Origin of the sequence: Mesorhizobium sp. M0077 (genome assembly GCF_040322955.1) — a bacterium.
Classification (GTDB): domain Bacteria; phylum Pseudomonadota; class Alphaproteobacteria; order Rhizobiales; family Rhizobiaceae; genus Mesorhizobium.
Map to the genome: position 1 here is coordinate 136,532 of NZ_JAMYUL010000006.1, position 25,507 is coordinate 162,038.

25 protein-coding genes and 1 tRNA gene are annotated in these 25,507 nt (G+C 62.2%); 9 read left to right on the forward strand and 17 right to left on the reverse strand.

The window, feature by feature from the left end:
• Window positions 1-4 precede the first annotated feature (4 nt).
• Genes ctaD through NKJ57_RS14690 form a run of 4 tightly spaced genes read left to right on the forward strand, consistent with a single transcriptional unit; the run spans window position 5 to window position 3,619 of the window.
• Window positions 5-1,774: a cytochrome c oxidase subunit I gene (gene ctaD / locus NKJ57_RS14675; protein WP_352511700.1), complete on the forward strand. Its 1,770-nt coding sequence runs from the start codon at window positions 5-7 to the stop codon at window positions 1,772-1,774.
• Complete coding sequence (locus tag NKJ57_RS14680; protein WP_023688233.1) at window positions 1,771-2,475, forward strand: cytochrome c oxidase subunit 3; 705 nt, start codon at window positions 1,771-1,773, stop codon at window positions 2,473-2,475. The genes ctaD and NKJ57_RS14680 overlap by 4 nt, the downstream gene beginning before the upstream one ends.
• A gap of 13 nt (window positions 2,476-2,488) precedes the next feature.
• Window positions 2,489-3,211, forward strand: coding sequence for a heme-copper oxidase subunit III family protein (locus NKJ57_RS14685; protein WP_023667664.1), 723 nt, complete (start codon window positions 2,489-2,491; stop codon window positions 3,209-3,211).
• A gap of 9 nt (window positions 3,212-3,220) precedes the next feature.
• Window positions 3,221-3,619 carry a cytochrome C oxidase subunit IV family protein gene (locus NKJ57_RS14690; RefSeq protein WP_023667665.1) on the forward strand — a complete coding sequence of 133 codons (399 nt, stop codon included), beginning with the start codon at window positions 3,221-3,223 and terminating at the stop codon, window positions 3,617-3,619.
• 63 nt (window positions 3,620-3,682) lie between these two features.
• Here NKJ57_RS14690 and NKJ57_RS14695 read toward each other — a convergent pair whose 3' ends face one another.
• From NKJ57_RS14695 to tig, 4 genes are all read right to left on the reverse strand, one after another.
• Complete coding sequence (locus tag NKJ57_RS14695; RefSeq protein WP_023691119.1) at window positions 3,683-4,504, reverse strand: DUF2189 domain-containing protein; 822 nt, start codon at window positions 4,502-4,504, stop codon at window positions 3,683-3,685.
• A 178-nt stretch (window positions 4,505-4,682) separates the two neighbouring features.
• On the reverse strand, window positions 4,683-5,615 hold the full coding sequence (locus tag NKJ57_RS14700) for a heme o synthase (protein ID WP_352511701.1): 933 nt from the start codon (window positions 5,613-5,615) through the stop codon (window positions 4,683-4,685).
• A gap of 152 nt (window positions 5,616-5,767) precedes the next feature.
• On the reverse strand, window positions 5,768-6,148 hold the full coding sequence (locus tag NKJ57_RS14705) for a c-type cytochrome (protein WP_023667668.1): 381 nt from the start codon (window positions 6,146-6,148) through the stop codon (window positions 5,768-5,770).
• Between the two features lie 260 nt (window positions 6,149-6,408).
• Window positions 6,409-7,884 (reverse strand): trigger factor, encoded by a 1,476-nt coding sequence (gene tig, locus NKJ57_RS14710; RefSeq protein ID WP_352511702.1) that lies wholly within the window; start codon window positions 7,882-7,884, stop codon window positions 6,409-6,411.
• A 352-nt stretch (window positions 7,885-8,236) separates the two neighbouring features.
• Here tig and NKJ57_RS14715 point away from each other — a divergent pair.
• Window positions 8,237-8,321, forward strand: a tRNA-Leu gene (locus tag NKJ57_RS14715).
• Window positions 8,322-8,422: 101 nt separating this feature from the next.
• Here NKJ57_RS14715 and NKJ57_RS14720 read toward each other — a convergent pair.
• The 3 genes from NKJ57_RS14720 to NKJ57_RS14730 all read right to left on the reverse strand — a co-directional run bounded on the left by NKJ57_RS14720 (window position 8,423) and on the right by NKJ57_RS14730 (window position 11,637).
• Window positions 8,423-9,871, reverse strand: a complete 1,449-nt coding sequence (locus NKJ57_RS14720; protein WP_352511703.1) for an aromatic amino acid lyase — start codon at window positions 9,869-9,871, stop codon at window positions 8,423-8,425.
• A 75-nt stretch (window positions 9,872-9,946) separates the two neighbouring features.
• Window positions 9,947-10,528 carry a GDYXXLXY domain-containing protein gene (locus NKJ57_RS14725; protein WP_352511704.1) on the reverse strand — a complete coding sequence of 194 codons (582 nt, stop codon included), beginning with the start codon at window positions 10,526-10,528 and terminating at the stop codon, window positions 9,947-9,949.
• Window positions 10,525-11,637 carry a DUF2157 domain-containing protein gene (locus NKJ57_RS14730; protein ID WP_352511705.1) on the reverse strand — a complete coding sequence of 371 codons (1,113 nt, stop codon included), beginning with the start codon at window positions 11,635-11,637 and terminating at the stop codon, window positions 10,525-10,527. Before NKJ57_RS14730 ends, NKJ57_RS14725 begins: the two co-directional genes overlap by 4 nt.
• Before the next feature lie 235 nt (window positions 11,638-11,872).
• Between NKJ57_RS14730 and NKJ57_RS14735 the strand changes: the two genes are divergently transcribed.
• Window positions 11,873-12,013 carry a DUF1127 domain-containing protein gene (locus NKJ57_RS14735; protein ID WP_006335194.1) on the forward strand — a complete coding sequence of 47 codons (141 nt, stop codon included), beginning with the start codon at window positions 11,873-11,875 and terminating at the stop codon, window positions 12,011-12,013.
• Between the two features lie 51 nt (window positions 12,014-12,064).
• On the forward strand, window positions 12,065-12,208 hold the full coding sequence (locus NKJ57_RS14740) for a DUF1127 domain-containing protein (RefSeq protein WP_023667673.1): 144 nt from the start codon (window positions 12,065-12,067) through the stop codon (window positions 12,206-12,208).
• Between the two features lie 171 nt (window positions 12,209-12,379).
• Here NKJ57_RS14740 and NKJ57_RS14745 read toward each other — a convergent pair whose 3' ends face one another.
• Window positions 12,380-12,706 (reverse strand): hypothetical protein, encoded by a 327-nt coding sequence (locus NKJ57_RS14745; RefSeq protein ID WP_156935994.1) that lies wholly within the window; start codon window positions 12,704-12,706, stop codon window positions 12,380-12,382.
• A gap of 18 nt (window positions 12,707-12,724) precedes the next feature.
• On the opposite strand from NKJ57_RS14745, the gene trmFO reads away from it, so the two are divergent.
• Window positions 12,725-14,137 (forward strand): methylenetetrahydrofolate--tRNA-(uracil(54)-C(5))-methyltransferase (FADH(2)-oxidizing) TrmFO, encoded by a 1,413-nt coding sequence (gene trmFO, locus NKJ57_RS14750; RefSeq protein ID WP_352511706.1) that lies wholly within the window; start codon window positions 12,725-12,727, stop codon window positions 14,135-14,137.
• Between the two features lie 36 nt (window positions 14,138-14,173).
• On the opposite strand, the gene NKJ57_RS14755 is transcribed toward trmFO, so the two are convergent.
• The 5 genes from NKJ57_RS14755 to yajC all read right to left on the reverse strand — a co-directional run bounded on the left by NKJ57_RS14755 (window position 14,174) and on the right by yajC (window position 19,586).
• Window positions 14,174-14,992: a phytoene/squalene synthase family protein gene (locus NKJ57_RS14755; protein ID WP_023751547.1), complete on the reverse strand. Its 819-nt coding sequence runs from the start codon at window positions 14,990-14,992 to the stop codon at window positions 14,174-14,176.
• A 25-nt stretch (window positions 14,993-15,017) separates the two neighbouring features.
• Window positions 15,018-15,407 carry an Mth938-like domain-containing protein gene (locus tag NKJ57_RS14760; protein ID WP_023688226.1) on the reverse strand — a complete coding sequence of 130 codons (390 nt, stop codon included), beginning with the start codon at window positions 15,405-15,407 and terminating at the stop codon, window positions 15,018-15,020.
• An 11-nt stretch (window positions 15,408-15,418) separates the two neighbouring features.
• Window positions 15,419-17,971, reverse strand: a complete 2,553-nt coding sequence (secDF, locus tag NKJ57_RS14765) for a protein translocase subunit SecDF (RefSeq protein WP_023667677.1) — start codon at window positions 17,969-17,971, stop codon at window positions 15,419-15,421.
• Window positions 17,972-18,188: 217 nt separating this feature from the next.
• Window positions 18,189-19,184 (reverse strand): SecDF P1 head subdomain-containing protein, encoded by a 996-nt coding sequence (locus NKJ57_RS14770; protein ID WP_023688225.1) that lies wholly within the window; start codon window positions 19,182-19,184, stop codon window positions 18,189-18,191.
• Between the two features lie 54 nt (window positions 19,185-19,238).
• Window positions 19,239-19,586, reverse strand: a complete 348-nt coding sequence (gene yajC, locus NKJ57_RS14775) for a preprotein translocase subunit YajC (protein ID WP_023667680.1) — start codon at window positions 19,584-19,586, stop codon at window positions 19,239-19,241.
• Window positions 19,587-19,857: 271 nt separating this feature from the next.
• On the opposite strand from yajC, the gene NKJ57_RS14780 reads away from it, so the two are divergent.
• A complete protein-coding gene (locus NKJ57_RS14780; RefSeq protein WP_023706000.1) occupies window positions 19,858-20,733 on the forward strand; it encodes an ATP-binding protein in 876 nt (291 codons plus the stop codon).
• 100 nt (window positions 20,734-20,833) lie between these two features.
• Here NKJ57_RS14780 and NKJ57_RS14785 read toward each other — a convergent pair whose 3' ends face one another.
• The 4 genes from NKJ57_RS14785 to serS form a co-directional block, all read right to left on the reverse strand.
• Complete coding sequence (locus NKJ57_RS14785) at window positions 20,834-22,333, reverse strand: peptidoglycan DD-metalloendopeptidase family protein (RefSeq protein WP_023667682.1); 1,500 nt, start codon at window positions 22,331-22,333, stop codon at window positions 20,834-20,836.
• Window positions 22,334-22,655: 322 nt separating this feature from the next.
• Window positions 22,656-23,309: a protein-L-isoaspartate(D-aspartate) O-methyltransferase gene (locus NKJ57_RS14790; protein ID WP_023667683.1), complete on the reverse strand. Its 654-nt coding sequence runs from the start codon at window positions 23,307-23,309 to the stop codon at window positions 22,656-22,658.
• Window positions 23,310-23,335: 26 nt separating this feature from the next.
• Window positions 23,336-24,097, reverse strand: a complete 762-nt coding sequence (surE, locus tag NKJ57_RS14795; RefSeq protein WP_023710683.1) for a 5'/3'-nucleotidase SurE — start codon at window positions 24,095-24,097, stop codon at window positions 23,336-23,338.
• Window positions 24,097-25,401 carry a serine--tRNA ligase gene (gene serS, locus NKJ57_RS14800; RefSeq protein WP_352511708.1) on the reverse strand — a complete coding sequence of 435 codons (1,305 nt, stop codon included), beginning with the start codon at window positions 25,399-25,401 and terminating at the stop codon, window positions 24,097-24,099. Before serS ends, surE begins: the two co-directional genes overlap by 1 nt.
• Window positions 25,402-25,507 lie beyond the last annotated feature (106 nt).

Genomic DNA, 25,507 nt, shown 5'->3' on the forward strand with positions numbered 1-25,507 from the left:
GCCTATGGTCGATATCACGCCTGCAGATGCCGTCCCGCCCGCCGAAGTCGCGGAAATGGAGCTTTACCATCCGCACAGCTGGTGGACGAAGTATGTCTTCTCGCAGGACGCCAAGGTCATCGCCATCCAGTATTCGGCGACCGCAACGGCCATCGGCCTGGTCGCGCTGGTGCTGTCCTGGCTGATGCGGCTGCAGCTCGGCTTCCCCGGCACGTTCGATTTCATCACCCCCGAGGCCTACTACCAGTTCATCACCATGCACGGCATGATCATGGTAATCTACCTGCTCACGGCACTCTTCCTCGGCGGCTTCGGCAACTACCTGATCCCGCTGATGGTCGGCGCCCGCGACATGGTCTTTCCCTATGTCAACATGCTGAGCTACTGGATCTACCTCCTTGCCGTGCTGGTGCTGGTGTCGAGCTTCTTTGCGCCCGGCGGACCGACCGGCGCCGGCTGGACGCTCTATCCGCCGCAAGCCATCATGACCGGCACACCTGGCGGCCAGGAATGGGGCATCATCCTGATGCTGGTCTCGCTGATCCTGTTCATCATCGGCTTCACCATGGGCGGTCTGAACTATGTCGTGACGGTGCTGCAGGCCCGCACGCGTGGCATGACGATGATGCGCCTGCCGCTGACCGTCTGGGGCATCTTCACCGCCACCGTCATGGCGCTGCTCGCCTTTCCGGCGCTGTTCGTCGCCTGCGTGATGATGCTGCTTGACCGCGCGCTTGGAACCTCCTTCTTCATGCCCGCAGTTGTCGAGATGGGGGAACAGCTACAGCACAATGGCGGCAGCCCGATCCTGTTCCAGCATCTGTTCTGGTTCTTCGGCCACCCGGAAGTCTACATCGTGGCGCTGCCGGCCTTCGGCATCGTCTCCGATCTGATCAGCACGCATGCGCGCAAGAACATTTTTGGCTACCGAATGATGGTCTGGGCCATCGTTGGCATCGGCGCGCTGAGCTTCGTGGTCTGGGCGCACCACATGTATGTCAGCGGCATGCACCCCTATTTCGGCTTCTTCTTCGCCACCACGACACTGATCATCGCCATCCCGACGGCGATCAAGGTCTACAATTGGGTGCTGACGCTGTGGCGGGGCGACATCCATCTCACCATACCGATGCTGTTTGCCATGGCTTTCATCGTCACCTTCGTCAATGGCGGGTTGACCGGGCTGTTTCTCGGCAACGTCGTCGTCGACGTCCCGCTGTCGGACACGATGTTCGTCGTCGCTCACTTCCATATGGTCATGGGTGTTGCTCCGATCGTCGTCATCTTCGGCGCGATCTACCACTGGTACCCGAAGGTCACCGGCCGGATGCTGGACGAGACGCTCGGCCGGTTCCATTTCTGGGTCACATTCCTCGGCGCCTACCTGATCTTCTTTCCCATGCATTACATCGGCCTGATGGGCGTGCCGCGGCGCTATGCCGAACTGAGCGACGTGACGGTCATGACGGAGTCGGCGCATCACCTGAACTCGTTCATCAGCATCATGGCGTTTATCGTCGGCTTCGCCCAGATCGTTTTCCTGTTCAATCTTATCTGGAGCATCCGCCATGGGCGCGAGGCCGGTGGCAATCCATGGCGAGCCACGACACTCGAATGGCAAACGCCGCAGACGCCACCGGCGCATGGCAATTTCGGCAAGGATCTGCCGATTGTCTATCGCTGGGCCTATGACTACAGCGTGCCGGGCGCCAAGGAGGACTTCATTCCGCAAAACATGCCGGGCACGTTCGGCCCCTCCAGGGAGCCGGCATGAGCGTCATCCTGGTCTTCCTTCTCGTGATCGCCGGCTTTGCCGGCTGGTGGCTCTCGCATCAGCGGCTGATGGCGAAACCATGGCTCGAGCAAGGTGTGGCAGGAGATTTTGTCGCCTTCGACCGATCGAGCCTGCCGACCGCCAAGATTGGCCTCGGTGTCTTCCTCGCCGTGGTCGGCTGCCTGTTTGCGCTGTTCACCAGCGCCTACTTCATGCGTATGGCGCTGTCGGACTGGCAGCCGCTGCCCATCCCACGCCTGCTCTGGCTCAACACCGGCATGCTGGTGCTGAGCAGCGTTGCCCTGCAATGCGCCTCGATCGCGGCGCGCAAGCGCCAGATGGACACGGTCAGGCTCGGCCTTGCCGCGGCTGGGCTCACCGCGATCGCCTTCCTCATCGGGCAGCTCATGGCATGGCGGGACCTGACCGCCGATGGCTATTTTCTGGCCTCCAATCCGGCCAACAGTTTTTTCTACCTGATAACCGGGATGCACGGCCTGCATATAGTGGGAGGGCTGGTGGGCCTGGGCAGGACAACCGCCGGCGCCTGGAACGGGGCACGGCCGGAACGGCTTCGCCTCAGCGTCGAATTATGCGCCATGTACTGGCATTTCCTGCTTTTCGTCTGGCTCGCCATCTTCGCTCTTTTAGCCGGCTGGGCCGCGACGTTCATCGATATTTGCCGGCAGTTGCTGACCTAGGAGGTCGAGGAGCATGGCAGAAACGACACTGACGCATACCGGCCAAACGGAGACGCGGCCCGCAGGCTGGCAAGGGATCGCCGCCGATTGGTCCTCGGATCAGCGCGCGTTCAAGAACGTGTCCTGGGGCAAGGCCATGATGTGGATCTTCCTGCTCAGCGACACCTTCATCTTCGGCTGCTTCCTGCTCTCCTACATGACCGCGCGCGTCTCCACACGTGTGCCGTGGCCCAATCCGAGCGAGGTCTTTGCGCTTCGCATCGGCGGTTCGGACATTCCACTGATCCTGATCGCCATCATGACCTTCGTGCTGATATCGAGCAGCGGAACGATGGCCATGGCGGTCAATTTTGGCTATCGCCGCGACCGCCGCAAAACCGCAATCCTCATGCTTCTGACGGCAGCGCTAGGAGCCACCTTCGTCGGCATGCAAGCCTTCGAATGGACCAAGCTGATTACCGAAGGCGTACGGCCGTGGGGCAATCCCTGGGGCGCGGCACAATTCGGCTCGACTTTCTTCATGATCACCGGCTTCCACGGCACGCATGTGACGATCGGGGTGATCTTCCTCATCATCGTGGCGCGAAAGGTCTGGCGTGGAGACTACGACGTCGGTCGTCCCGGCTTCTTCACCAGCCGCAGGGGTCGCTACGAGAACGTCGAAATCATGGGGCTCTACTGGCATTTCGTCGACCTGGTCTGGGTGTTTATTTTCGCATTCTTCTATCTTTGGTGAGAGGCTGACATGGCTGAAGCAACCGCAAACGGCCTCGGGCAACACGCGCTGCACTCTGATCATGCGCATGAAGGGCCATCGACCGGCGTCGCGGAGGTTCATCAGGAACATCCGATCAAGCTCTATCTGGTGGTCTGGGCATGGCTGTTCATCCTCAGCGCCTGCTCCTACATGGTCGATTATCTCGGCATCCACGGCTATCTCAGATGGTCTCTGATCCTGATCTTCATGATCCTCAAGGCCGGGCTGATCGTCGCCGTGTTCATGCACATGGCCTGGGAGCGGCTGGCCCTGACCTATGCGATCATCCTGCCGCCACTTCTGATATTGGTGTTCGTGGCGATGATGCTCTTCGAAGCGGACTACACGCTTCTCACCCGGTTGTCCTTCTTCGGACCGGGGCCCTGACGCACAGTCTTCATCTCCGGTCAAAGACCGGAGATGAAGCTTCCCATCAGCTGATCTGCAGGGTCAGAGGCCTACCCGCGTCGGGGACGATGGCGGCTCCACAACCTTGCGGTAGACATGCCAGGTGGCGTGACCCAGGATCGGCAGCACGACCGCCAGCCCGGCAAACACCGGCAGCGAGCCTATGATCAGGGCGACGGCGACAATCAGTCCCCAGACAGCCATGGGGATCGGGTTCGCCAGCACCGCTCGCACCGACGTGTGGATGGCTTCGTAGGCGCCGACGTCGCGGTCGAGCAGCAATGGGAAGGCGACAACCGTCGTGCACAACACCACCGCGGCGAAGACGAAGCCGATGGCGTGCCCCAGGACAATCAGAGACCAGCCGCGTCCGGTGGCAAATATTTCATTGATGAAGCCCGAAATCGATGCAGGCGGAGCCGGGCCGAAGAGATATTCGTAGAACACCTGCGCCGCCAAAAGCCAGGCGATGAAGATTGCAACCAGCATGATCCCGACTGCGGCGATGGCTGGCAGGGCCGGAGAATTCCTGACCTCGAACGCGTGCGTCCAGGAGGTGTCGAGCCCGGCTTCTCGTCTGCGGCTGATCTCGTAAAGGCCGATCGCCGCGAATGGACCGATAAGCGCAAAGCCGGACACCAGCGGAAACAACATCGGCAACGCATTGGCACCCGAAGTCCAGGCAGCGAGCACCACGCCGACAAGCGGATAGATCAGGCAGAGAAAGACGATGTGCGACGGTTTGACCATAAAATCGTCAACACCGCGCTTGAGCGCATCGAAAAGATCGGAAACACTGATTTTTCGGATTTTGGTGTGTTCCAGCGTTTCGCTGGCGCCTGCAATCACGTGAAAACTTGTCATGCCCGTTCCTCCAGACCAGGTCCGGCAAGGTCGCGGTATCACGGTGCTGCCGTTCTGCATGACTGGCCACGCGAACCGCGACCTGCACCGCAATCAATATACTCCATTGACTGGAGCTTGTCGCCCGTTCTTACAAAAGGCTCCCGGAGGCGAAGTTTCCGAACACAGCGTCATGCCGTCACCCTCCGGCTGACATGAACGCGCGCATCGCGATGGTATCGGCAAGCAGCACGGCAAAGATCGCGAAAAGATAGAAGATCGAATAGGCAAACAGCGCCTTGGCCGGCTTCATCTCCTTGTTGAGGATGACCAGGGCGTTCCAGGCATGCCAGATGAAACCCGCGCCCAACGCAGCCGAAACAATCCCATAGACCCCGCTCGTAAATCCGAACGCCCAAGGCAGCACTCCGATCGGTGCCAGGAGCAGTGAATAGGCGAAGATCTGCCTTCTGGTCGAGGCCTGGCCGGCCACGTTCGGCATCATCGGGATGCCGGCAGCGGCATAGTCGCCGGCCTTGAACAGTGCGAGCGCCCAGAAATGCGGCGGCGTCCACAGGAAAATGATCAGGAACAGGATGAGGCTTTCAATGCCGATGGCGCCGGTGGCCGCCGCCCAACCGATCATCGGAGGAAGGGCACCCGCCGCGCCGCCGATGACGATGTTCTGCGGTGTCGAGCGCTTCAGCCACATCGTATAGATGACGACGTAGAAAAAGATGGTGAAGGCCAGCAGTGACGCGGCAAGCCAGCCCACCAGCACGCCGAGCGTCATGACCGAAAGTGCGGAAAGCACCAGGCCGAAGCCGAGCGCTTCGCCGGCCGTGACGCGGCCCGACGGAACCGGCCGCTTTGACGTGCGCGACATCAGCGCGTCGATGTCGGCGTCGTACCACATGTTGAGCGCGCCGGCCGCTCCCGCTCCAACCGCAATAGCACCTATGGCGATCACGGCGATGACCGGGTTCATCGCGCCGGGCGCCACCATCAGACCGACGAAGGCGGTAAACACGGCAAGGGCCATGACCCGAGGCTTCAAGAGCGCAAAGAAATCACTGGCCGTCGCTTCCGAGAGGCGGACGCCGGTATCCTTGAGGCTTTCCTTGACCGACATTTGAGACGACCATCGATGGAAACCGGGCAGCCTAGAGCAATTCCAGGAAAGTGTATGGGGTTTTCCGCCCGGAATTGCGTAAGAACAAAGAGATCGAGCGGATCGCAGTTTCCGTGAAACGGTGAAACGCTCTGGCCGGCCGAAGAGCCAGGTTACGGGGAAAATTGCTTCAGATAGGCGATGACGTTGGCGACGTCCTCGTCCTTCTTGAGGCCGGGAAACGCCATCTTCGTCCCTTTGACCATTGCCTTGGGGTCGTGAAGATACGTCGTCAGTGTCGGCTCATCCCATTTGACGCCGGATGTGCCGGCCGCGATCATGGCTTCGGAATATTTAAAATCCGGATGCGTGCCGGCCGTCCGGCCGATAACGCCATGCAACGAAGGGCCTATCTTGTTGGTGTCTTGGTCTGCGACGTGGCAGACCTTGCATTTGGTGAAGACCTTCTCGCCCGCCGCGGCGTCCTGTGCCCGCGATGGATTGGCGATGAAAGTTGCAACGGAAACGACGGCGAAAAACGCAACCAAGCGCATGGCATTCCTCCCTGATCGTCAAATTTTCCTCAGACGGTCTGCACATGCCGGTAGCACCAGCATGCGCCCTGCACGGCAGAATAGATTCTCCGCTCCTCCCCAGATGGAATTGCGCCACCTGTGTACCACAGAATCTGGCCGGTAGGTAGAACAGGTCGACCGTACAAAGGTTCAGGTGGGCTGCGGTGGCTCAAGGCACATCCGCCACAACGTAAAAGGCCGCCTCGAGGGCGGCCTTTTCTGATCTTGTCGTCAGACGCTTATTCGGCGTCCTTGGCGGCCTTCTTCTTCGGGGCTGCCTTCTTCTTCGGCTCTTCCGCGTCGTCGGCCTTTTCAGCCTTGTCGGCCTTCTTGGCAGCGGCCTTCTTCGCCGGCTTGGCCCTGGCGGTATCGCCCTCTTCGTCGTCAGCCATCAGCTCTTCCTTGCTGACCTTGACGTCGGTGACCGAGATCTGGCTGAGCAGATGGTCGACGACCTTCTCCTCGAACATCGGCGCGCGCAGCGTGTTCAGGGCTTCCGGATTGCTGCGATAGAACTCGAAGGCTTCCTGCTGCTGGTTGGCCGGGTAGCGGCGCACCTGCTCGAACAGGCCGCGCTGCAGTTCCTCGTCGGAAACGGTGACGCCGGCCTTCTCGCCGATCTCGGCCAAAACCAGGCCGAGACGCACGCGGCGCTCGGCAAGCCGCAGATATTCGGCGCGTGCCTCTTCTTCCGTCGTCTCCTCGTCGGCGAAGGTACGGCCGGCGGCTTCGAGATCGCGGTTGACCTGGGTCCAGATGTTGTTGAACTCGGCATCGACGAGCTTCGACGGCGCCTCGAACGAATAGGCCGCGTCAAGCTGGTCGAGCAGCTGGCGCTTGACCTTCTGGCGGGTCATCGAACCGAACTGGTTCTCGATCTGGCCGCGCACCACGTCGCGCAGGCGCTCCAGCGATTCCAGGCCGAGGTTCTTGGCCATCTCGTCGTTGATTTCCAGCGCGCCGGGCTTGGACACTTCCTTGACGGTGACGTCGAAGGTGGCTTCCTTGCCGGCCAGATGCGCGGCCTGGTAGTTTTCCGGGAAAGTGACCGTGACCTGCTTCTCGTCGCCGGCCTTGGCGCCGATCAGTTGGTCCTCGAAGCCCGGAATGAATTCCTTGGACCCCAGAACCAGCGGCTGATCGGTGCCGGCGCCGCCGGAAAAGGCCTCGCCGTCGATCTTGCCGACATAGTCGATCGAAACGCGATCGCCTTCGGCGGCCTTGCCGGTCTTCGGCTCGAAGCTTCGCGCCGATTCGGCAACGCGCTGGACCTGCTCGTCGATCTCGCTGTCCGGCACTTCGAATACCTGGCGCGTCACCTTGATGTCGGAGAAATCCTTGATCTCGATCGCCGGGATGACCTCGTAGTTGAGGCGGAATTCGAAGTCGGCGCCGCCGGCCAGGATCTTCTCGGCCTCTTTCTCGTCTTCCGTCATGATCACTTCAGGCTGCATGGCGGCCTTTTCGCCGCGCCCCGTGATGATCGAACGGGTCGAATCGTTGAGGATTTCGTTGACCACTTCGGCCATGAACGACTTGCCGTAGACCTTGCGCAAATGCTGCACAGGCACCTTGCCGGGACGGAAGCCGTTGATGCGGACCTTGTTCCTGGCGTCGGACAGCCGCGCCATCAGCTTGGCTTCCATATCACCGGCCGGCACGGTGATCTTGATCTCGCGCTTGAGACCGGAGTTGAGCGTTTCGGTGACCTGCATCGTAAAACCTTTATCTTCACCAAAGAGGCTGCCACGGCGTCTTGCCGTTCACAGCCTGCCGGTACAATCTTGCCGGGAATGGCTTTTGGTACGGAACCTGGCGATTTGACCGAAATTACGGCTCAAATTGTTCCAAACTGCGTTCCAAGATGTGAATAAGTTCTTGTTTTTCCTACTTCTTATCACATTCTGCAGAAGCGGATCGGCGCGTCCCGTCACATTTGACACGCCTTTTGTCACAGGCGAGGCCAATTTTCAACCATCTTCGCGTTGCAGCGAATGACCGCCCCAACGGCAGACATTTTCGCCCCGACATTGACAGAATGATGGCTACATGGGATTGCCGACAAATGCGGATGTGGCGGAACTGGTAGACGCCCTGGATTTAGGTTCCAGTGCCGAAAGGCGTGGGGGTTCGAGTCCCTTCATCCGCACCACCCTTCGCTCTATCGAGCTTCGGGTGGCAGGCCACCCAGGAGCTTGATAAAGCGAAGGGTGTCCTCCGAAGCCGTGGCGTAGGAGGACTGGCGGCGACGGCCTACACTTCAAACACTTGACCGGTAAACCTCTCCGCCAATTTCGCCAGCTCCGGCCCCAGCACCCGGTCGGCGTCGACCGGCGGCACGATCTTCCTGATATCCGCGACAAAATCCTGCAATGCCGGCGGCGCGGCGCGTTCAGTCACGTACAGGGCCTGCGAGGCGATCATCGCCAGCATCGCCATTGCCGCATCGAGGCAGCGGCCGGCCGTCGCTTCCTTGGTCCAGGCGAAGAATGCGGTGGTGGCGACGTCGTCCTGGCCGGCGCCGGCCGATTCGGTGCCCGGAATGAAGGTGCGCTGCGCCGCGAGTTTGGCCTGTTCGAGATAGCCGGTGATCGCCATCGGCACATAGCCGACATTGCCGTGCCCGTCGCTGTCGGCCCAATGCCGCCCGGTCATCAACAGGTCGGGCAGCAGCGACACCTTGCCGTTCAGCAGCTTTGAGGCGTGGCGGTCGCAGAGCAGGCAGAGATCGGCCCAGATCGCCGCCAGATCGTCGAGCGCCGGCGTCGCCATGGCATTGTGATAGCCGCCGGTGGAGATGCAGCGCCCCAGCGGGTGCGCCGCGTCGGGCGGGATATAGACTGGATTGTCCGAGATCGAGGCCAGCGATACGGTCGCCGCCTGCTCGGCGCCGGCCAGCGCCCGATGCGCATGGCCGAGCACGCGCGGCACGATGCGGTAGCTGACCGGCGCCTGATAGTTGCGCCGGCCGTCGCCGGCGCCAACCAGATATTGCCGCAACCCTTGCAAGGCGGCCGCTTCGTGCGCGTCGCCCCACAGCCCGTCGAGCGCGGCATCATAATGCTCGAGCGGCGCACGAAAGGCTTCGATCGACAGCGCAAACACCTTGTGCGCCATCGCGACGCGACGGCGTGCGGCAAGTGCTGCGTCCGCCACAAGGGCGGCAGCGCAGGGCGAGCCGTTGATCAGCGAGCCCCGCTCCTTCACTTCGAGCTCCAGGCCAGCGGTAAGCGCGGCAAACAGCGGATAGAGCGCCAGGATCTCGCCGGCGCCGCCCTGCCCCTGCGACGACACCACCGGCATCGGTCCACCGTCGAGCATCGCCGCAACGGCTAGCGCGATGCGCGGCGTGGTGGCGGCATTGCCTTCGATGAAATTGGTCAGCCGTGCCAGCACGATCGCCCTGACCACGCGCTCGGGCAACGGCTCCCCGAAGGATGTGGCGGCGGCAAAAGCCTTGATGCGCGCATGGCGGTCGCGCTCGTCAAGTTCGAGCTTGCGGCTTGCCAGCTCGCCCATGGCGGTGGTGACGCCGTAGATGACCGGCGGCGGATCGGACTCAATGAGTTTCAGGAACGAGGCGCGGCATTCGGCAATGCGTTGCAAGGCCTTGTCGCCGATTTCGACCGTGTCGTTTCTCCAGGCGACGCGCAAAACGGCATCGAGATTGATATCTTCGCGCGTCGTCACCGTAATCGGCATTGTCTTCGCCCGTCTGGTTTGCATGAGGGCGAAGCGATCGATCGTTGCCGAAATCCATGCCCTGGGTAATGTCTTCTAGTAGAGCGGTTCCTCAAACAATGTCTTGTCGCCGTCCATCAGCGCCTTGATCTGTGCCTGGCCACTGGCGGCGAGCGCGACGCGCACGCCGAATGGCCGCACCCGCATGTCGTTCTGGATCGCCATGCCCTGGCCCTCAGGTAGGTAGAAGCGGTCGATGCCGTATTGCGGTGCGATCGTGGATTCAGGATCAAGCGTCCAGCCCGGCGCGACCTGGCCGACAATATCGGCTTCGTCGGCGGTCGCCGGCGTCGGAGCCCTGCCGAACCAGGCCGTGGTCGCATGCCAATAGCCGTCGGCGCCCGGCTTCAGCCGGACCACGATCGGCGTGTTCTCGCTCACGAGCTGGCCGGCCGGGATGTTGGCGATCAGCTTCACCGGCAAGCGCGATATTTCATAGCCGAGGATAATATAGTCGCCGCGCAGCAGATCGCGCGGATCGACCGGCTCGACTTTCAGCAAGACCTCCTTGCCGGTGCGCAGGATCGCCGCGCGGCCGGCGATGATCCAGCTCAGGAAGCCGATCTGGACGAGCGCCAGGACCAGCGCCGAGATGACAAGTTTCTTTCCCGACATCATGCTGCCGCTCCTTCCGGGGCCTTCATGCGTTTTTCCACACGGATGATGACGAGAGCCAGGATGCCGAACAGCACTGCGGCAGCCAAGAAGAAGCCGGCCGTGCCGAGCATCGTCTGCAAGGTCACGACATAGATAATGGCAAGTTCGAAGGCAAAGCCGGCATAGGCAACCCAGCGCAGCCCCCTGCTCTCGCGCCCGCCCAGCATGATCGCCGCGGCAATGCCGGCCAGTGCGATGACCGACGCAATGGCAAAGCCGTTGCTGAAGGCGTTATCATCGCCCAGTTCGATCTGGATCATCGCCAGCCCGGTGAGAAAGCCGGTCAAGGCGTGCAAAGGCAGCCGCCCGCCGAGCTGCAAGATCCAGTCGGCCGGCCCGGCGGCGAAGATGGAAACCGCAAACAGCAGCGCCGACACCGCGACCAGAGGAATAGCCAGGGCGAGCGTGTTCTGGTCCAGGCCGCGCACCGCGATATAGAAAATGACCGAAAGAATGATCAAGTGGCGTGCCGGCTGGCTACGCGTCCAGAATGAGACGACAAAAAGCACCGGCGCCATCACGACGAAGAAATCCGGAAATACGGGGCGGTCATAAAAGTCGAACGCGCGCACGAACAGCCAGGCAATGGATATGCCGACGGCAGCGACCGTGAGCGGGTTCGAGCGCAACGCCACCGCGGCAAGTGCCGTGCCGATGCCCCAGGTGACGATGGCCGAGGCCTCGTCGCCCGTGAGATGGTACATCTGGCCGATCAGCGCGATCGATCCGCCGAAGGCCGCGGCGGCCACGATCCACAGCGCCTCGCCGATCGCCGCATGGTCGCGCATCTTCAACACCGCGCCGCCGACATAGCCGGCGAGAATGACGGCAAACAGTGCCGCGACCCGCACCAGCCGCGGGATGGCGTCCCAGTTGGCGGCGACGAAGAGCAGGATCGCGGCGCCGAACAGCAGCGCCGCCATCATGGCCAATATAGTGCCGAAGCTCAGCGATTTGCGCTCGTTTGCGTCGATGTCGCACTTAAGCGCATCGGCCGTCTTCGCGTCGATCAGGCCGGCCTGCAGCCACCGCCCGATATCGGCCCTCGCCCGTGACGAATAACTCGCCATGTCGCTTCTCCCCCAGCTTGGTCTTTCTGACAGCCGATCCGCTCAAATCGTTGACGCAACGTCATTTTCCGATTCGGGTCTCTTCATGACGAAGCCGTGAACGCGCGTTAATGTTGCATTGCACAATTTGCATTGCTGCCATGCGCCAACAGCACTTTTAAATCGATATTACCCAGCCTATTTACTGTTCGTACACAAACGGAATGAACCGAAGAAAGACGAAACGAGCACTACCATGAACCTGATCCGCAACTACCGCAACTGGCGCCGCTACCGGGACACCGTCTCCGAGCTGAGCCGCCTTTCGAACCGTGAACTGACCGACCTCGGCATCAGCCGCAGCGACATCCACTACGTCGCCCGCAAGGCGGTCTAATCCTCTTCGGATCGCAAATGGTCCGAACCAGTTTTGAAAAAGAGAACGACAATGAACCTGATCCGCAACTATCGTAACTGGCGCGTTTACCGCGACACCGTTACCGAGCTGGGTCGCCTTTCGAACCGTCAGCTCCATGATCTCGGCATCGTCCGTGACGAGATCAAGATCATCGCCCGCAGGGCGACGATCTAGCCAGAATTTCGCCAGGGTCGACCTCCTCCCCGACCCTGACGGATACGGTCAGCCTTCACCTCCTCCCGAGGGTTGACCACCAAAACGGCGCCCGCCGCACCTCCTCCCGCGGCGGGCGCTGTTTCCAAAGCGAACGCAGTTCGTCTTTCCGAAGCGAACGCTAGTTCGTCTTCAAAGTGAACGCAGTTCCTCTTCCAGGGATTTCGCCTCCCTCGATCCGGCGAACAGAATTTCGTCAAAGCCGACCTCCTCCCCGGCGATGGCGAATACGGCCGATCCCCACCTCCTCCCGAGGATCGGCCCCAAAAACGACACCCGCCGCACCTCCTCCCGCGGCGGGTGTTGTTGTTTTTGGGGCAGGTTTGCGGCTGTGCTTGCGGTCGATCGAGGCGCTTTGCGCCGCCATCCAAGCGTCGCCGCGGACATAAGAAACTCGAGCTCCGTCGTTGCACGACAATGACCCACGCTCGCACCGGCCAATTGCAAACGGCGCGCCAAGTGATTATTCCGGCGCTCATGAGCAAAAATCCTATCCACATCGTCGGCGGCGGCCTCGCCGGCTCCGAAGCCGCCTGGCAGGCAGCACAAGCCGGTGTTCCCGTCATTTTGCATGAGATGCGCCCGGTGCGCGGCACCGATGCGCACAAGACCGATGGGCTTGCCGAACTTGTCTGTTCCAATTCCTTCCGCTCCGACGATGCCGAGAACAACGCCGTCGGCCTGCTGCATGCCGAAATGCGGCTGGCCGGCTCGCTGATCATGAGCGCCGGCGACGCCAACCAGGTGCCGGCCGGCGGCGCGCTGGCCGTCGATCGCGACGGCTTCTCCGACGCGGTGACGAAAAGGCTCGAAGCGCACCCGCTGATCACCATCGAGCGCGAGGAAGTGCCGGGCCTGCCGCCGGCGGAGTGGGACCAGGCGATCATCGCCACGGGACCGCTAACCGCGCCGTCGCTCGCCCAGTCGATTGCCGAGGCAACCGGCGCCGATGCGCTGGCCTTCTTCGACGCGATTGCCCCGATCATCCATTTCGACACGATCGACATGGACACCTGCTGGTTCCAGTCGCGCTATGACAAGGTTGGGCCCGGCGGCACCGGCAAGGACTACATCAATTGCCCGATGGACAAGGACCAGTATCTCGCCTTCGTACAGGCGCTGGTCGACGGCCAGAAGACCGAATTCAAGCAGTGGGAAGGCACGCCCTATTTCGACGGCTGCCTGCCGATCGAGATCATGGCCGAGCGCGGCGTCGAGACGCTGCGCTACGGGCCGATGAAGCCGATGGGGCTGACCAATGCCCACAATCCGACGGTAAAAGCCTATGCCGTGGTGCAGCTGCGCCAGGACAATGCGCTGGGCACGCTCTACAACATGGTCGGTTTCCAGACGAAGCTGAAGCATGCCGAGCAGGTGCGCGTGTTCCGCACCATTCCGGGTCTGGAAAACGCCGAGTTCGCCCGTCTCGGCGGCCTGCACCGCAACACCTACATCAACTCGCCGACCTTGCTCGACGCCTCGCTGCAGCTGAAGTCGCGGCCGGGCCTGCGCTTTGCCGGCCAGATCACCGGCTGCGAGGGCTATGTCGAGAGCGCGGCGATCGGCCTGCTCGCCGGCCGCTTCGCCGCCGCCGAGCGGCTCGGCCACGCGCCATCGCTGCCACCGCTCACCACCGCCTTCGGCGCCTTGCTCAACCACATCACCGGCGGCCACATCGTTTCCGACGACGAGCCGGGCAAACGCTCGTTCCAGCCGATGAACGTCAATTTCGGCCTGTTCCCGCCGGTGGAAGCACCGAAGACCGAAGGCAAACGCCTGCGCGGCAAGGACAAGACGGTGGCCAAGCGCCACGCGATCACCTCACGCGCGCGGGCAGATTGTCGGGAGTGGCTAGGGCTGCCGGCGCAAACAGCGGAAGCTGCTGAATAGCCAAGTCTCAGAGTCCTAACGCGATTGACGTTTACGTCAACTCGCTGGCCAACCCCGCGTTGCGCGCCTGAGCAACAGCCAATGCCGGCGCAGAGCCGAAAGCCGGGCTGCGCCACCAAGCGGCGAGCGGCCATTGGCCATCTTGCCGAGATAGGCGCTGGTCAGCGCCAGCGGCAGGAACGCCGGACGCAGCGTTTCCGGAAGTGCGGACGCCCCTTGCTCGAAAGCGCGGAGATGCTCCTGCGCCAATGCAATCATCGCAGCCACCGCGCGCTGAGCGCCGGGGCCGCCGTCGCCGCTGACGAACTCCTCCGGCGACGAGCCGGCCGCTGCAAGGATATCCGCCGGCACGAAGCATTGCCCGCGTCGGCGATGCAGCGGCAACAGCAGCAACAGGCCGGTCATCGCCTGGGCGCAGCCGGCCCTGCCCGCCAGTTCGGCAAAGCGCGGCGCCTGATTGGGATCGAGCACCATCGCCGCCAGCTGGATCAGCGCGGCCGCCGTCTCGCCGCAATATCCCTCGAGATCGGTGCGCGACGGCATCGGATCGTCATAGAGGTCGAAGATGCGGGCCTCGAGCATGTTGTCGAAGGCAGTTTTGGGCAGGCCATGGGCAGAAATCGTCGCCTTCAGCGCATCGGCGAGCGGGTTGCCTGTGGCTGCGGCTTCAGCAGCGATGACATCGCGCCACCATTGCAGCCTCACTTCGCCCGGCAATGCCTCGTGGATGCGGTCTCGGACAGACGCAATCTCGGCATTGAAGGCGTAAAGCGAAAACAGCGCCGCGCGCTTGTTGGCCGGTGCATAGAGTGCGCTGACATAGCGGTCATGGTCGCCGGCGCGCACCGTCTCCATGACGATGTCAGCTGTATCGGTCACGTCAGTCGACGGCGATGAGCGCCGCGGCCACGGCGCGGTCTTCGGCAAGCAGAACATTGTAGGTCCGCACCGCTGCCCCCGTCGACATCGGGTCGGAGCCAATGCCAGCCGCTTTCAGCGCCGCCCGAAGTGCTGTCGGCAAGGGCCGCAAATCCTTGCCTGTACCGACCAGCAGGATCTCGACCTTGCCGGCCTCAGCCAGCAGCAGGTCGAAATCCGCCGCCGTCAGGGCCAGCGGATCGGCCGGCTCCCAGCCATGGATGCCGGAGGGCAGGCAAAGAAGCGAGCCGCGATGCGACATGTCGGCGAAGCGGAAGCCGCCATTGCCGTAGGCTTCGATCGGCGCCCGTCCGGGGAAATGCGCCTCGCGGATGACGATGCCTTTTGCCACCAGCGCAGCCGTCAGGTCGCCATGGCCTTGCCGCCACCAACCGGCTTCTCCTCATCGGCGCTCGCTCCCTGCGGCCTGAGCCTGAACAGGATCAGCAAGGGCGCTGCGATGAAGATCGACGAATAGGTGCCGAAGACGACGCCGAACAGCATCGCCATGGTGAACGAGCGGATCACCTCGCCGCCGAACAACACGAGCGCCAGCAGCGCCAGGATGGTCGTCACCGAAGTCAGCGTCGTTCTCGACAGCGTCTCGTTGATGGCGTTGTTCAACAATTGTGGGAGCGGCATTCGTTTGTATTTTCGCAAATCTTCTCGAACACGGTCATAGACGACGATCGTGTCGTTGAGCGAATAGCCGATAATGGTCAGGATCGCCGCCAGCGAAGACTGGTTGAACTCGAGCCCGGTGATGACGAAGAAGCCCAGCGTCATCACCACATCGTGCACCGTCGCCACGATTGCGCCGACCGCGAACTGCCATTCGAAGCGGAACCAGACATAGACCAGGATGCCGATCAGCGCGATGATCATCGCAATCGTGCCTTGCTTGGCCAGTTCGCCCGAAACGGTGGGACCCACCACCTCGACGCGGCGGAAATCGTAATTGTCCTGCAGCTCGCCGCGCACCTTGTCGATGACGGTCTGCTCGGCGTTCTCACCGCCATCCTGGGTGCCAACGCGGATCAGCACGTCATTCGGCGCGCCGAATTGCTGGACCTGCACTTCACCGATATTGAGCTCCGACAGCCGGCTTCTGATATCGCCAATATCGGCGTCGCCTTGCTTGGACTGCACCTCGATGATCGAGCCGCCCTTGAAGTCGATGCCGTAGTTGATGTCGATGGTCAGGAATCCGATAACCGACGCGATCGACAGCAGGCTGGACAGTGCGAACGTCCAGCGGCGGATGCCCATGAACGGGATTTTCGTGCCGGCCGGAACGAAGGTCACCGGCGCACGCGGCAATTCCTTCGGACGCGCACGGCGCAGCCAGATCGACACCAGCAGACGGGTGAAGGTGAAGGCGGTGAACACCGTGGTCAAAATGCCGATGGCATAGGTGATGGCGAAGCCCTTGACCGGTCCGGTGCCGAGATAGAACAGCACGACCGTGGCAATCAGCGACGTCACGTTGGAATCCACGATGGTCGCCAACGCCTTGGTGAAGCCTGTGTCGATCGACTGGATGACCGAACGGCCGGCCCGTCGCTCCTCTCGGATACGCTCATAGATCAGCACGTTGGAATCGACCGCCATGCCGATGGTCAGCACGATACCGGCAATGCCGGGCAAGGTCAGTGTCGCGCCAAGCAGCGACAAGACCCCGACGATCATCGCCACGTGCACGGCGAGCGCAATGTTGGCGAGGAAGCCGAGAAGTCCGTAGGCGACGAACATGAAGGCGACGACGAGAATGGAGCCGATGATGCCGGCGACCTTGCCGGCATGGATCGAATCCTGGCCGAGGCCCGGGCCGACGGTGCGTTCTTCGATCACGGTCAGCTTTGCCGGCAGCGCGCCGGCGCGCAGCAGCACGGCGAGGTCGTTGGCGCTTTCGGCGGTGAAATTGCCTGAGATCTGGCCGCTGCCGCCGAGGATCGGTTCGCGGATCACCGGCGCCGAAATCACCTGATTGTCGAGGATGATGGCGAACGGCTTGCCGACATTCTGCTGCGTCGCCTGGCCGAATCGTGTCGCACCGCGCGAGTTGAAGACGAACGAAACCACCGGCTCGTTGTTTCGGGAATCATAGGTTGCCGTCGCCTTGGCAAGATCTTCGCCGGACACGATGACGCGATTTTCCACCAGATACGGAACCGGCGGATCGTCCTGCGAATAAAGCACCGAGGAGCCTGCCGGCGGGCGGCCGTTCAGCGCATCCTGCACCGACATCGAGGTATCGACCATCTGGAAGGTCATCTTGGCGGTCTGGCCGATGATCTCCTTCAGCCTTTGCGGATCCTGCAGGCCCGGCACCTGGACGAGTACACGGTCGTCGCCCTGCCGCTGCACGATCGGCTCGGTGGTGCCGAGTTCGTTGACGCGACGCTCGACGACTTCGATCGACTGCGCCAATGCGGCCGAGGTGCGGTATTTGATGCCGGCGTCGGTGACGGTGAATTTGAGCAGCCCGGCTTCGGAATCATCCAGGGACATCTCCTGGATGGAGCCGCCGGTGAACAGGCCGGCGGCGACCGGATCGGTCAGCGGCTTAAGCGCCGCCTTGGCGGCATCGATCTGGGTTGGATCGGTGATGCGCACTTGTACGGTCCTGCCGGTGCCGCCAAGGCCGGTATAGCCCACCTTGGCATCGCGCAGCAGCGTGCGGATCTCGTCGCGCGTCGTTTCCAGCTGCGCCTTGACCAGGTCGTTCTGGTCCATCTGCAAGAGGATGTGCGAACCGCCCTGCAGATCGAGACCAAGCGTCATCTGCCGCTTCGGCACCCAGTTGGGCAATTGCGCCAATGTGCTGGCCGGGAAGAGATTTGGCGCGGCAAGGATGAATGTGACGGCCACGGCGATCCAGATCAGGATCATCTTCAGGCGCGAAAAATACAGCATATGGCGTTGTCCGTCAGGGCGTACTGGCGGATCGTTCCGCCGACAATTCGGTTATTTCTTGGCGTTCTTATTTGCCACCGGCTCGCCCTTAACCCGCACTTCGCCGATTGTCGAGCGCGCTGAGGTCAATTTGGCGCTGCCGCCGGCAGCGGTTTCGGCGTCAATCGCCTCAGTCGGTTCCATTCTAATTCTGATCACCGCCGGGCGCTATCGTGCGCTACTCGACTATTTTCAATTGTGCAGGCATCGGTCCGGAACGCAAAAGCAAGGCCAGATCATCGGCGTTCTCCTTTGTAAGGTTGCCCGATATCTGGCCGCGGCCGTTAAGAATTGGCTCGCGGACGACTGGCACCGAAAGCACTTGGTTGTCGAGGATCATCGCAAATAGCTTGCCGACATTCTGCGAGGTCGCCTGCGCAACGCGTGCCGTTGCCCTGGAATCGAAGGTGAACGAAACCGCCGGCTCATTTGTGACGGAGTTGGGAGTCGCCTGAGCATTGACAATGTCGTCACTGGAAACGATCGTTCGGCTCTCAACCAGATAGGGAACCGGTGGATCGTCCTTCGAATAAACCACCACCGAGCCAGCGGGCGTCCGGCCATTGATCGCATCAGCGACCGGCATCGACTCATCAACCCACTGAAAAGTCAGCATTCCGGTTCGGGTGAGAATTCTCCTCAGCCTTTGCAAATCCGCAACGCCCGAGGTCCGGACCAGCATACCGTCTTCGCCCTCTGGCCGCACTACTGGGTCGGCTACACCAAGATCACGCAGGCGATTCTTAATGACCACGATCGACTGCGCAAGCGCGATCGACATCCGATACTTGATACCTGTGTCTGTTACCGTGAACTTGAGCAACGCTGCTCCGGTATCATCCAGGATCACTTCCTGGACCGGACCAGCGCTGCCAAGGACAGGATCAGTCACCGCCTCCAATGCCATCTTGGCCGCGCCGACCTGAGCGGCGTCGGTGATATGCACCTGAACGGCCCGACCCGACTTAGCAAGACCAGTATAGCCGATCCTTGCATCGCGCAGCAGCGTCCTGATTTCGTCACGCGTCGCCTCCAACCGGCGATCGATCACATCGGTCGCGTCCAATCGAAGCAGCACGTCCGCGCCGGCAGCGTGAAGACTGGGCGCGTCGACGAGCATTGTGGCCATAGCAAGCCAGATCAGGATCATTTTCAGGCGCGAAAAATGGACCATACGCCGTCTTTTGTCAGAGCTCTGCCCGCGGATCGCTCCGCTTGGGAAACTGGCTTACTTCTTGGCGTTCTGGTTGGCCACCGGCTCGCCCTTGACCCGAACATCGGCGATCGTCGAGCGCAGCGCCGTCACCTTGGTGCCGCCGCCGAGGTCGATCTCAAGCTCATTGTCGTCGATCACCTTGGTCACCTTGCCGACGAAGCCGCCGCCGGTGATGACCGTGTCGCCACGGCGCACGGCCGAGATCATCTCCTGGCGCTTCTTCAACTGGGCGCGCTGCGGCCGGATGATGAGGAAATACATGATCACGAAGATCAGAACGAACGGGAGTATCATGCCGATATCCCCGAACGGACCAAGCGGAGTTCCGGTAGCTTGGGCGTATGCCGGTGTGACGAACATCAAGAACTCCTGGTTACGAAGAAGGCCGTAGGGCGGCCTCGCCAAATTTGGCCGGAATATAGTGGGTAAAGTTACCAATGCAACTGCGCGGCCGGGCTTTCAGCTGCTTTTCCGGCCGGTTGACCCGTGTTAGAGCATGCTCCCGGAATACGGGCGTGGTTTTCGCAAAAGATCATGCCCAAACAAAAGCTTGGAACCAGTTTCTATCTCGCCCGGATCAAGACGATTTCGGCCCCTACGCACGTTCGTGCGGAAACATAAAAGACGAGACATGACCGACAGCACCATCGAGGCCCTGAACCAAAAGCTCGACCGCCTGATCGAGGCGGTCACCCGCCTCGCCCCGCCGCCGGTGCCGCAAACCGATCTTGCGGTTGCCGATTGCTTCGTCTGGCAGGCCGACCCCGGCTATCTCGAGCCGGTGCGCAAGGTCAACCGCGTCGACATCGGCCTGATCCGCGGCGTCGACCGCGTGCGCGACATTCTGGTCGAAAACACGGAACGCTTCGCCGCCGGCCATGCCGCCAACAATGTGTTGTTGTGGGGTGCGCGCGGCATGGGCAAATCCTCGCTGGTCAAGGCCGTGCATGCGCAGATCAACGCCCAGGCCAAATCCGACCTGCCGCTCAAGCTGATCGAGATCCATCGCGAGGATATCGACACGCTGCCCAGGCTGATGGGCCTGCTGAAGGCGGCGCCGTTTCGCTTCATCCTGTTTTGCGACGACCTCTCCTTCGACCATGACGACACCTCCTACAAGTCGCTGAAGGCAGCCCTTGAAGGCGGCGTCGAGGGCCGCCCGGCCAATGTCATCTTCTACGCCACATCGAACCGCCGGCACCTGTTGCCGCGCGACATGATCGACAATGAGCGCTCGACCGCCATCAACCCGTCCGAGGCGGTCGAGGAAAAGGTTTCGCTGTCCGACCGTTTCGGCCTGTGGCTCGGCTTCCACAAATGTTCGCAGGACGAATATCTCGACATGGTCAACAGCTATGCCAGCCATCACGGGCTCACTATCGACCCGGAGCAGCTGCGCGCCGACGCCCTGGAATGGGCAACGACACGCGGCAGCCGCTCGGGCCGCGTCGCCTGGCAGTTCACCCAGGATCTGGCCGGCCGGCTCGGCAAGCCGCTGAACGACTGATTGATTTGCGTCAGGTCACTGAAAAAGCCCGCCCCTTGCGGAGCGGGCTGAGCCGGCGGGCCGGACTGGAGGTCAGACGGCCTGCAAAACGTTTATTGTTCTATTCGAGATAGCCAGAGGGGTCGACCGGGGCCGAGTTCTTGCGCACTTCGAAGTGCAGTTTCGGCGAGTCGGTGGTCCCGCTCATGCCCGACAGCGCGATTTCCTGGCCGCGCTTGACCTTCTGGCCGCGCTGCACTTCGATCGACCTGGCGTGGCCATATACGGTGACCAGCCCGTTTTCGTGGCGCACCAGAACCGTATTGCCGAATTCCTTGAGGCCGTCGCCGGCATAGATGACCACGCCGTTTTCGGCCGCCTTGACCGGCGTCCCCTCAGGCACGGCGATGTCGACACCATCCTTGCCGCCACCAAAATTGGAGATGACGCGGCCACGCACCGGCCAACGCATCTTGCCGATGCCGGTGGCATCGGGCGCAACAGCGTCGTCGTCCTCGGCCTGCTGGATAACCTTGGCGTCCTTCTTCGGCGGCGTGTAGGTGGCGAGCGTCTCCGTCGGCTTTGCCGCCGGTTGGGTGGTCGCAGTCGTCACCGGATCAACTTTGGCCGGCTTGGCGCTGGCGACCGTTGCGGTGCCACCTGCCGGAACCTTCAGCGTCTGGCCGATCTTGAGCAGGCCGTCTTGCATGCCGTTCGCCTGCTTCAGCGCCACGACGCCAACGCCGGTCTTCCTGGCGATGGAGGACAGGCTGTCGCCCGACTGGACCGTGTAGGTGCCCGCGCCGGCTTTTGGCGCGGCCGAGGCAGTCTGCGCCGGCTTGTCGGTCTTCGGCTTGTTCGCTGCCGAAGCGTCAACCTGCGCGGCGGACTTGCCGTCCTTGAGTTTCGGCTGCTGCGGCAGTACGGCGACCTTCTCCGGCGCCGGCGCCTTGGGGCTGTTTGCCGGCTTGCCGTCGGCAAGTTTCGGCTCTGTCCCCTTGCTTGAATAGGCATAGGCCGGGATGACCAGTTTCTGACCGGTCTTCAGCCCCTTGGTGGCGCTCAAGCCGTTGACCTTCATGATCACGTCGGCGGGCACATGATAGCGATGAGCGATGCCGGAAATGGTCTCGCCGTCGCTGACCACGATCTCGGTCGCATGCGGCGTACCAGCCGCAAGTGGTTTCGGATCGGAGTCACCGGCATTCTTGAACGGCCTCGCCGGCTGGACGGTGCCGGTAGTCGTTCTGTCGACATGCGGTGCCGGTGCAAGCGCCGGCGCGGAAGCGGTGCGCATCGGAGCAGCTTTGGGCGCGCTCGGCGGCGGCAGCTGCTGGACGGTGACTGGCTCCAGGCTGGAGCGGCTGACCGACTGGTTATGGCTGCCATCGACAGGTGCCGCAGCGATCGGCTCGGCCGCCACATCGCCCGGATAGGGCTGCGCAGTGCTCTGCTTGTCGATGATGGCGCGCTGATTGTTGGTCGAGGAGGTGAAGACGTCGTCGACACCATTGAACCGCGAGACTTGGGAGCTACACCCCGCCGCCACTCCGGCTAGCATGAGGACAGCGCAGCCCCGCGACAGAGTACGCCCGTTTGCCTTCAAAACACTGAATTGCATCGCACTAACCCGCACAGACCCGGTACACACTGGTCATGATTAAAGCGCGTTAATGTTACTGGCGGGTTAACCCCATAGAATCAGGCGCAAATTTTCTTAAAACATTTTCGAACGCGCCGAAGGTGCGTTGAGATTCAGGTCAGGCCGAGTCGAAAATGACAGGTTCTGAGAACCGGCCTACCGGCCGTAGCCTTCATAGAGCGGAGGCATTTATGACGGCTTCGGCCGTCGAAGGCCGGAGCGGAGCGTACTCAAACACGTGAGCACCGGAAGCGCAGGAACCTGCCATTTGCAGGCCGGCCTCACATGAATATCAGTGCACCTAAATAACCGCCGCGACGCTGCGCAGGATCGGCTGCAGGCGCACGGTGCCGATATCCTCGCGCTCGAAGCGGCTGCCGACCTTGGTCAGCTTGGCCAGCACCTGCTCGCCCTCCTCCGGCCCGATCGGGGCAATGACGATGCCGCCGCTCGACAATTGGTCGAGCAGGAAGCGCGGCAGGCTGTCGAAAGCCGCCCAGGCTACGATGCGGTCGAACGGCGCTTCATTGGCAAGCCCGTTGGAACCGTCGGCCTGGCGCACGATGACATTGCCGATGCCGAGCGCCTCGAAACGTTGCCTGGCCTGCTCGGCCAGCGTTTTGTAGCGGTCGACGCTGACGATGCGAGCCGCGAGCCGCGACATCACCGCTGCCGTGTAGCCCGAGCCGGTGCCGATCTCCAGCACCCGGTTGCCGGGCTCTATTGCCAGGGCCGCAATCACCGCCGCCTGCAGATCGGCGCCCTCGATCGCCTCGCCGCATTCGATCGGCAGCATGCCGTCCGACCAGGCGATGGAATGGAACTGGCCGTTGAGGAAGCCGCGCCGCGGCGTCGCCTCGAAGGCTGCGATCAACGCCTTCGGCACCGCGCCTTGGCCGCGCAGGCGCAGCAGGAAAGCGGCAAAACCCTCGCGATCGTCGAGCGGCAAGTTCATGCCAGAACCTTCTTCATGCGAACACCTTATTCAGACAGCGCCTTGGTCAGTTGGTCACGGATTTCATGCGCGGTCAGGTCAAGCTGCAGCGGCGTCACAGACACGAGCCGGTTGCGCAGAGCATGGAGATCGGTGCCTTGCTTGCCCTCGACCGGTTCGCGGCCGAAGCGAAGCCAGTAATAAGGCAGGCCGCGCCCGTCGCGGCGCTCGTCGACCCACAGGCTGTGCACCAGCTTGCCCTGCGACGTCACGACGGTACCGGCAACCTCGTCAGGCAGGCAGTTGGGAAAGTTGACGTTGAGCAGCACGCCGTCCGGCAGCGGCATGGCGACGAGCTTTTTCAGCAGCGCCGGCGCCAGCGCTTCGGTGGTCTCGTAGGGAACGACGCGGTCCTCGCCGACATAGGAATAACCCTGGCTGAGTGCGATCGAGCGGATGCCGAGCAGCGCGCCTTCCATGGCGCCGGCGACGGTGCCGGAATAGGTGACGTCGTCGGCGATGTTGGCGCCGGAATTGACACCGGACAGGATCAGGTCCGGCGCGCCAGGCAGGATCTTCTTGACGCCCATGATGACGCAGTCGGTCGGCGTGCCGCGCACGGCGTAGTGTTTCTCGCCGATCTTGCGCAACCGGAGCGGCTCCGAGATCGACAGCGAATGCGCGTAGCCGGACTGGTCCTGCTCCGGCGCCACCACCCAGACATCGTCCGACAGCGTGCGGGCGATGCGTTCGAGCGACGCCAGGCCCTCGGCATGGATGCCGTCATCATTGGTCAGAAGAATGCGCATTATTTCGATTCGATCTTCGCCAGACCGCCCATATAAGGCCGCAGCACTTCAGGAATGGTTACGCTGCCATCCTCATTCTGGTAGTTTTCGATGACGGCAATCAGCGCACGGCCGACAGCGGTGCCCGAACCGTTCAGCGTGTGCACAAAGCGGTTGCCCTTGCCGTCCCTGTCCTTGTAGCGGGCATCCATGCGCCTGGCCTGGAAGTCGCCGCACACTGAACAGGACGAGATCTCGCGATAGGCGTTCTGTCCAGGCAGCCAGACCTCGATGTCGTAGGTCTTGCGCGCGCCAAACCCCATGTCGCCCGTGCACAGGACCATGGTGCGGAACGGCAGCTCCAGTCGCTTCAGCACCTCTTCGGCGCACTGCGTCATCCGCTCGTGCTCGGCGAGCGAAGACTCCTGGTCGGTGACCGAGACCAGCTCGACCTTGTAGAACTGGTGCTGGCGCAACATGCCGCGCGTGTCGCGGCCGGCGGAGCCCGCTTCCGAGCGGAAGCACGGCGTCAGCGCCGTATAGCGCAGCGGCAGCTTTTCATGGGCCGTGATTTCTTCGCGCACCAGGTTGGTGAGCGGGACCTCGGCGGTTGGAATCAACCCGAGCCGGCCATCGCCATGCTGCACGAAGAACAGGTCGTCCTCGAATTTCGGCAGCTGGTTGGTCCCGAAAAGCACTTCGTCGCGCACCATCAGTGGCGGGATGACTTCTTCATAGCCATGCTCGGTCGTGTGCAGATCGAGCATGAACTGGCCGATGGCGCGCTCCATCCGCGCCAGCCCGCTCTTCAGCACGGTGAAGCGTGATCCCGACAGCTTTGCCGCCCGCTGGAAATCCATCATGCCGAGCGCTTCGCCGATCTCGAAATGCTCCTTCACCCAGTTCGGCCGGGTCGGCACCTCGCCGACGATATGCTTGACGACATTGTCGTGCTCGTCCTTGCCGACCGGCACGTCGTCGAGCGGCACATTCGGCAGCACCGCCAGCGCATCGTTCAGCGTCTTGTCGAGCTCGCGCTCGCGCGCCTCGCCATTCTGGATGAAGGTCTTGATATCGCCGACTTCGGCCTTGAGCTTTTCGGCAAGTGCCGTGTCGCCCGAACGCATGGCGTTGCCGATCTCCTTCGAGGCGGCGTTGCGGCGTTCCTGCTTGGTCTGCAGCTCGGTGACGTGCTCGCGCCGCGCTTCGTCCTTCTTGATCAGCTCATCGACCGTGGACTGCGCCTCGTCAGCCGACCACGAGCGCTTGGCCAGTGCTTCGACAAGGGCCTTCGGGTTGTCGCGAATCCATTTGATATCAAGCATGGTTGGTCGTCCTCGAGCTAAGGCCTGAGGGCGTAAACCGCATCCTTCATCGATGCAAGATGGCGGCTGTCGCGTTTTTCCGCTAACGCGGATACCCGAACGCGAC

Coding starts and splice junctions, on each gene's coding strand:
- ctaD (WP_352511700.1), top strand. CDS start 5: ATGGTCGATATCACGCCTGCAGATGCCGTCCCGCCCGCCGAAGTCGCG.
- NKJ57_RS14680 (WP_023688233.1), top strand. CDS start 1,771: ATGAGCGTCATCCTGGTCTTCCTTCTCGTGATCGCCGGCTTTGCCGGC.
- NKJ57_RS14685 (WP_023667664.1), top strand. CDS start 2,489: ATGGCAGAAACGACACTGACGCATACCGGCCAAACGGAGACGCGGCCC.
- NKJ57_RS14690 (WP_023667665.1), top strand. CDS start 3,221: ATGGCTGAAGCAACCGCAAACGGCCTCGGGCAACACGCGCTGCACTCT.
- NKJ57_RS14695 (WP_023691119.1), bottom strand. CDS start 4,504: ATGACAAGTTTTCACGTGATTGCAGGCGCCAGCGAAACGCTGGAACAC.
- NKJ57_RS14700 (WP_352511701.1), bottom strand. CDS start 5,615: ATGTCGGTCAAGGAAAGCCTCAAGGATACCGGCGTCCGCCTCTCGGAA.
- NKJ57_RS14705 (WP_023667668.1), bottom strand. CDS start 6,148: ATGCGCTTGGTTGCGTTTTTCGCCGTCGTTTCCGTTGCAACTTTCATC.
- tig (WP_352511702.1), bottom strand. CDS start 7,884: ATGCAGGTCACCGAAACGCTCAACTCCGGTCTCAAGCGCGAGATCAAG.
- NKJ57_RS14720 (WP_352511703.1), bottom strand. CDS start 9,871: ATGCCGATTACGGTGACGACGCGCGAAGATATCAATCTCGATGCCGTT.
- NKJ57_RS14725 (WP_352511704.1), bottom strand. CDS start 10,528: ATGATGTCGGGAAAGAAACTTGTCATCTCGGCGCTGGTCCTGGCGCTC.
- NKJ57_RS14730 (WP_352511705.1), bottom strand. CDS start 11,637: ATGGCGAGTTATTCGTCACGGGCGAGGGCCGATATCGGGCGGTGGCTG.
- NKJ57_RS14735 (WP_006335194.1), top strand. CDS start 11,873: ATGAACCTGATCCGCAACTACCGCAACTGGCGCCGCTACCGGGACACC.
- NKJ57_RS14740 (WP_023667673.1), top strand. CDS start 12,065: ATGAACCTGATCCGCAACTATCGTAACTGGCGCGTTTACCGCGACACC.
- trmFO (WP_352511706.1), top strand. CDS start 12,725: ATGAGCAAAAATCCTATCCACATCGTCGGCGGCGGCCTCGCCGGCTCC.
- NKJ57_RS14755 (WP_023751547.1), bottom strand. CDS start 14,992: ATGGAGACGGTGCGCGCCGGCGACCATGACCGCTATGTCAGCGCACTC.
- secDF (WP_023667677.1), bottom strand. CDS start 17,971: ATGCTGTATTTTTCGCGCCTGAAGATGATCCTGATCTGGATCGCCGTG.
- NKJ57_RS14770 (WP_023688225.1), bottom strand. CDS start 19,184: ATGGTCCATTTTTCGCGCCTGAAAATGATCCTGATCTGGCTTGCTATG.
- yajC (WP_023667680.1), bottom strand. CDS start 19,586: ATGTTCGTCACACCGGCATACGCCCAAGCTACCGGAACTCCGCTTGGT.
- NKJ57_RS14780 (WP_023706000.1), top strand. CDS start 19,858: ATGACCGACAGCACCATCGAGGCCCTGAACCAAAAGCTCGACCGCCTG.
- NKJ57_RS14785 (WP_023667682.1), bottom strand. CDS start 22,333: ATGCAATTCAGTGTTTTGAAGGCAAACGGGCGTACTCTGTCGCGGGGC.
- NKJ57_RS14790 (WP_023667683.1), bottom strand. CDS start 23,309: ATGAACTTGCCGCTCGACGATCGCGAGGGTTTTGCCGCTTTCCTGCTG.
- surE (WP_023710683.1), bottom strand. CDS start 24,097: ATGCGCATTCTTCTGACCAATGATGACGGCATCCATGCCGAGGGCCTG.
- serS (WP_352511708.1), bottom strand. CDS start 25,401: ATGCTTGATATCAAATGGATTCGCGACAACCCGAAGGCCCTTGTCGAA.